The sequence below is a fragment of the Candidatus Neomarinimicrobiota bacterium genome (assembly GCA_041862535.1).
GTDB lineage: Bacteria > Fidelibacterota > Marinisomatia > SCGC-AAA003-L08 > TS1B11.
The window spans coordinates 1-4,206 of sequence record JBGVTM010000103.1; the positions used below are offsets into that span (position 1 = coordinate 1).

At 56.3% G+C, this 4,206-nt stretch carries 4 protein-coding genes; 1 reads left to right on the top strand and 3 read right to left on the bottom strand.

Going from position 1 to position 4,206, the window contains the following annotated elements; genetic code table 11:
- On the bottom strand, positions 1–2,272 hold a 2,272-nt coding region (locus ACETWG_03930), incomplete at its 3' end, for an amidohydrolase family protein (GenBank protein MFB0515738.1).
- Positions 2,273–2,458: 186 nt separating this feature from the next.
- Between ACETWG_03930 and ACETWG_03935 the strand changes: the two genes are divergently transcribed.
- Positions 2,459–3,049, top strand: a complete 591-nt coding sequence (locus ACETWG_03935; protein ID MFB0515739.1) for a GNAT family N-acetyltransferase — start codon at positions 2,459–2,461, stop codon at positions 3,047–3,049.
- A gap of 126 nt (positions 3,050–3,175) precedes the next feature.
- Here ACETWG_03935 and ACETWG_03940 read toward each other — a convergent pair whose 3' ends face one another.
- Both ACETWG_03940 and ACETWG_03945 read right to left on the bottom strand, forming a co-directional pair.
- Positions 3,176–3,610, bottom strand: a complete 435-nt coding sequence (locus ACETWG_03940; protein ID MFB0515740.1) for a hypothetical protein — start codon at positions 3,608–3,610, stop codon at positions 3,176–3,178.
- A 275-nt stretch (positions 3,611–3,885) separates the two neighbouring features.
- Positions 3,886–4,206: hypothetical protein (locus ACETWG_03945; protein MFB0515741.1), on the bottom strand; the 321-nt coding region annotated here is incomplete at its 5' end.

A 4,206-nucleotide genomic window follows, 5' to 3' on the forward strand; every position in this document is an offset into this window, starting at 1 on the left:
CGTTCTCCCCCAGGGCGAACTTGATGCCCTCAGGTGCCCGCCATTCAATCAGCTCCTCAGGGGCCGCACCCCACCGGAGCTTAATCACCGCAGTCTGGCCGCCGATGGGATTGGCCGAACCATGGAGCAGGTTGGCCATGGTCACTCCGCCGGCCAGCTCCCGGTAGATAGCGATCGCGTCACTATCGATGACGTCCTGAATCCGCACTTCCGCCGTAACGGCCTGGGTCCCTTCATTAATCGAAGCCAGGGCGGTATGGCTGTGGGCATCGACGATGCCCGCGGTTACGTGCTTGCCGCCGCCATCGATCTCTACCAGGGATTTCCTCGCCTTACGTGGAACGGCCAGACCACGCCCCACCGCGCTGATCTTGCCCTCTTCAATGAACAGATCACCCCCTTCGATAATCCCCTCCGGTCCCGAGGTCCAGATGGTGGCGTTACGCACCAGCACGTAGGGCGGCTGTTCCGGCAGCTCCGGCCAACCAAAAGCCCCCTCCGGATAGAGCGGCAATAATAAACTGGCCTCCTCCACCGCCTCTTCCTCCCCGGCTTTGTCTTCATCAGCTGTGTAGACCGACTTCCTCGTCGCGGCCCAGGCAAAGTGGCTTCCGTCACTCCTGATCCCGGTTCCGGTCGCCTTGCCCCGCAAAATAGTTCCCGAGAAGCGCCAGACTCCTTCTCTTCCAATACTGTCAGCGGGGATTGTCCAGCTCACAAACGCGTTCCTGACAGCAAGCTCATTCAGGGGCACGCTCCTCTCGCGCCATTCGAGGTGACCTTTGAGCGCTTCGGGCTCGCCCTTGACATGCAGGGGATAATTGGCTATAGAGCCCGGTGCAATGGGAAAGCTCAGCTCCCACTCACCGCGGAAGTCCTCCACCGGCTCAGCCTCCAGCTCGTATTCCCGGCCGCCAATCCACACCGCCAGCACCCGTGATTTCTTGGAGAAATAGTCACCATCGGTGATCACCAGGTTAGCTACCTGGCCCTTGGCGATTTTACCGTGGGAAGCCCCCAGTCCCAGACGCTCGGCGGGGATAGTTGTGAGAGCCGCCAGTGCCCGCTCCCGGTCGAAACCCCGCTCCACAGACCGGGCAAGGTTGAGCTTGAAACCACTCCGCTCCTTCAGCTTACCGCTGGTAAGAGCGAAGAGGAGGCCGGCCTCGGACAGGCGCCGGGGATTGTCAGGAGCCTGATCCCAGTGGCGCAATGCCTCAAAAGAGACCTGCAGCTCATCCTCCAGCGTCGCCACCTTGGGGGCCTGGGGGAAATTCAAAGGGATAATGAAGAAGGCAGCCAGCTCTTTCAGCGCCTGAAGGCGGCGGTACTCGTAGCCATTCCCCACCACCCATAGCGGCATACCGAACTCGGCGGCGATCTTCCCGGCCCGCAGACTGGCCAACTCATCGTCGGTGGTAAAGAAGAATGGTTTGTTCTCCGCTAAAGACTGAGCTAAAACTGCCAGGTCATCATTCACCTCCGGCCGCTCGTTGAGCTCGGGATAGCGCTGGTAAACACCCCACGCCTTGGCGTACCACTGAGCATCGAACATGGTCTGACGGATAAGAGCGATAGATCCGAGTAAGGAATTGGGATAGTCCCGGTCGCGCCAGTCCCCATACTCAAATGCCAGGGCCTGAGTCACATTCTGACTGACGGCGGCTTCGGGGCCCCAGTCGGTCAGCTCCACCACCGCCGTCTGGCCGCGGAAAACTCCCCTGGCGGATACCATATGAGCCGTGGTGAAGCCTAACTTCCGCAGATCCGCTATCTCGCTGCTGTCGGGCTTCGCATCCAGAAGAACCGAGCGGGCGGGTTTAACGCGCTCACTCCAGTGATATGTGACGGCCGATTCTCCCGCCTGAGATGCGGCACCGGAACGCTTCCCCTCCTCACCCGGCTTAACTTCCCAATAGGATTCGATGAATCCCGGGTAGACGGTCTTACCCTCCAGGGATATCACCACCGCGTCAGCCGGAATATCTACCCGCCGGCCAACGGCTTCAATCAATCCCTCCCGCAGAACAATGGTGCCGTTCTTGATCACCTTCCCCGGCTCCGGGTAGACCGTGGCCTGGGTCAAAGCGTGCACTCTGGGAGTGTGCTGATGCAGTCCTTCCACAGGCCGCACCTGTCCGGAAAGATTAACCCCCAGGATAAGCGCCATGGCGGCGAAGAGCCCTGAGCGTATGAATGGAAAACGACGGCCACAGGACAACCACTTGGGGATAATTCTACTAAGATGGATATAGGAGTCTGTGATAATCATTGAGTTGGATTCCATGTGGTTCGAAGATGTGTGATTCTAACAGCGGTTCAAGCCCAAATGTAACAAGAATTTCCGCTCGCATCATGCACTGTCAGTTGTAGCGGGAGTTCAGCCAAAGTTTTCGCTGGATGAATATGAAGCGTAAAACTAAATTATTTAACTAGGTTCAAGAAGAATTTAGCAGCGATGGAGCAACTCACTTTTAATATTAGCGAAAAGTCACGCACCCGCATTATTGCCTCATCTCCCCTGAACTTTCAGATCGAACTAATGGAATATGTTGGGGGCGAGGATTTTCCCGCTCTGATCGAGGTTTCCGAGTCGTTGGCCGACGATTACGGTCAATCAACCCGCCTGACCAAAACCACCATCCGGAAATATTTCAACTACCCCAAAACCCTTCCCTTCGTGGCCCGGTTTCAGGGCGTCATTGTGGGCTACATCATCGGGGTGCCCTTGGAGTATTTCGCGCGGGAACCCTGGGCTAAATTCGATCAGAACCTCGGACTGGACAATACCCTCTACACCTATGCCTTCGTCATTCAAGCCCGCTATCGGGGCAATGGCTTTGCCCGAACCCTGAAACGGGTCTACCTGAACTGGGCCAAAAAACATAATTATCGCTACATCACCGGCCACGTGCTGGAGGGCATTGCGCGCCGGTTTTCCACCGATACGACCGTCGTGAAGCGCTTCCCCAACTGGCACGGCTCCGGCCGGACCTTCGAGTATTACCGCCGCCCACTCCGCAACGCCGCCCCAAAACGGGATTTCTAACCCACTGCCATAAATTAACCAGGCCGCAAAACGACCAACAAAGCCGGCCCCTCCTGTCGCTAAGGGGCCACATGGTATTTGGCCTGATTATTAAATAAGTCCGGATGGAACCGGCGACGCTACGGTCTAAGCCAGCACCTTGATCAGAACCGGCAAGAGCTCTAAAAACGCCTCCTGCTCGTTTATTCTTTCCAGATTGGCTTCAACCGGCATGGTGCGCCGCGCCTGGTTGGGCGGGTGCTTCTTGAGCAGCTGCCGGGCATCCGGCGTGATAGCCTTGTGCCGGATCACCTCGGTATAACTATCGCTCGTTAAAACCAGATAGGCATAGAAAAAGTCGATTCCCCATCTGATGGCAAAAATGGGAACCTTACCATAATCAAAACGGAGTGACCAGATTTTATCAAGATCACTCCACACAAACATACCATCTAAACCCATCTTGACCAGATCACTATAAATAGCATCAAACCGGCGATAACGCCCTACTCCCAGGAAGTCTTCCAGATCTCCCTTCGTAGGGGCGCTGTCAGGGGTGAGTAAAGGATTCACTAAGGGCATGAATCGTCCCTTTCTCGATTTTGCGCCGATTGTAACCATCAATAGTGGATATCGCCAATTAATTTTTTGGGCTGGCATTTCCGGACGATTCCTTTTCAACCAGCGTCTAGCCAGGAGACAAACCAACCCTTGCCCCGGCCAGGGATCCGCTGGCCCTGAAAAACTCTAAAGCCCTAACAATATAACACGCTATAACTCAGGTACAGGACGAAAGCAAAATCCCCTACCTATAGGGGACCGCCTTGAAGTGAAAAAGTGGGGGGTATAGGAAGGGCTTAGGAGGCGCCGATATCCCTGAGGATGTTCATGGCTACCCGCTCCAGCACCTCCTCCGAATTGTACTGCCCGGAGCGGATGCGCTGGGCAAGGGCACCCATCAACTCCCTGGTTTCAGGCGTCTCGGGAGCACTCTCAGAAAGGACCTGGAATTGCGGCAGATTACGGATAGTCTCAGCCACCCGCTCAAGCACCTCAGGTTGGTTGAATTCACCTTGCGCAATGCGTTCCCGCACCCTCTGAGCCTTATCGCCATCTTCACTACCGAGGGCTTGCAGCATCTCCCGGTATCGCGCTATATCGCTGCTGCGGGTTTCAGC

What these genes read in the sequence shown, in the direction of transcription:
- ACETWG_03935 (MFB0515739.1), top strand. Translation starts at nt 2,459, where the DNA reads ATGGAGCAACTCACTTTTAATATTAGCGAAAAGTCACGCACCCGCATT.
- ACETWG_03940 (MFB0515740.1), bottom strand. Translation starts at nt 3,610, where the DNA reads ATGCCCTTAGTGAATCCTTTACTCACCCCTGACAGCGCCCCTACGAAG.